This window comes from Romboutsia sp. (genome assembly GCF_035470145.1).
Lineage (GTDB): Bacteria > Bacillota > Clostridia > Peptostreptococcales > Peptostreptococcaceae > Romboutsia_D.
In genome coordinates this window covers 1-1,511 of sequence record NZ_DATIRC010000117.1, presented here as the reverse complement: position 1 = coordinate 1,511, position 1,511 = coordinate 1, and the positions used below count along the sequence as shown (strand labels likewise).

1 protein-coding gene is annotated in these 1,511 nt (G+C 28.5%); it reads right to left on the bottom strand.

What is annotated here, in order from left to right:
* Positions 1 to 376 precede the first annotated feature (376 nt).
* On the bottom strand, positions 377 to 1,480 hold the full coding sequence (locus VLM92_RS04730) for a hypothetical protein (protein ID WP_325275206.1): 1,104 nt from the start codon (positions 1,478 to 1,480) through the stop codon (positions 377 to 379).
* Positions 1,481 to 1,511: the final 31 nt, after the last annotated feature.

Sequence of the window (1,511 nt, the reverse complement as noted above, 5' to 3'; positions counted from 1 at the left end):
AGTGCATCCATCACTTGATGGACATGAGTTACAATTTGACATAATTTCCACCCCTTATGTTATTGGCATTTGCTAATAACATAATAACACCATGAATAGTTATTGTCAAATGCCAATAACTCTTATTAGCATATTTTTTGTTAGAAACATTTGTGAGTTGACATATACATATCTATTTCACAACAAAAAAATGCCGTATTTAACGACATCCTTTGTACTCATTTTTAATTATAATTTAATTTATCTATAACATTATGTTCTTCCTTTAAGCTATTGAGTCTATATAGGTATTTGTATATATCTACTCCAGCTATATATTTATTTAAAACCTAATTGTTATAGCATATCTAAATTTTTCGTAAAACATAGATATAAATTATTCACCTTCTACATTAACATTTATCTTAGTTTTTGTTTTTGTTTTTATACCTCTAATAAAAATAGCTACGGTTACTATTAATCCAATTATTCCTGATATTGGATAAATAATACTAACTAATGTAGAGAATGGTAACCTGCCTCCAACAGCTCCTACTATGGTACAAAATATAGCTATTTTAACAAACTTGCTACTTTTTTCTTCTGCAAAACTTGTAGCTACTCCCCATAGCAATGGAACTGCTGTAGTATATATTCCAGCTATAAGTATTACTGAGAATACTGTTCCTACAATTGGAGAGATTTTGTCTGCCATATATAAAGTTGGTATTTCAGCATTATAAACATTTTGAATATCTGATAATATTCCCATGTTAAGTAAAATAGCTACAAACATGAACATAGTTCCTCCTAGTATACCTCCCCATATACAACTTGTTTTATTATTAGCAGTAGACCCTGCACCTACTAAAAAAGGTGTAGCAACTACTAAGTTAAGTCCTCCGTATATAATTCCACCTAACCACCAACTATCTGTTGCTTTAATTATATTTAAATTAGAAATAACCTCTTTTGTACTATAAAGATTTTCATAATTCTTTGAGATAGTTATAACTCCAACTATAATTGCAATTACAACAATAATTGGTCCAATATTGCCCAAAATCTTCAGAACTTTCTCCATACCTAGTAACACTGTTACAAGACATATTATAGCTAAAATTAATGAACCTATACTTTTATTTATACCATAATATTGATTCATTGAAGAACCTGCTCCAGATATCATAACTACAAAAACAGAAAAGAAAAATATTGGCATAAATATTTTAAAAAATCCACCTAGCCAATTTCCACACAAAAATGTGAATACATCATTGCTCGAATTTAATTCTTCTGTAGTTTTCCCTATTTCTAAAAGCTTAGCTCCGCAGTAAGCTAACATTATCATACAAATTAAATTAGATAATATGCTTATCATTCCATGAGCTGAAAAAAATTGCATAATTTCTTGACCAGTTGCAAACCCTGAACCTATACATATAGATATATAAGCTCCTGCAAACTTAATAATTTCTTTAAAATCTACATTTTTACTCATAGCAACTAACCTTTCTTTTTTTATTTTTTAT

Bases quoted from the DNA above. Each gene is read 5' to 3' on its own strand.
- VLM92_RS04730 (WP_325275206.1), bottom strand. From the start codon at position 1,480: ATGAGTAAAAATGTAGATTTTAAAGAAATTATTAAGTTTGCAGGAGCT.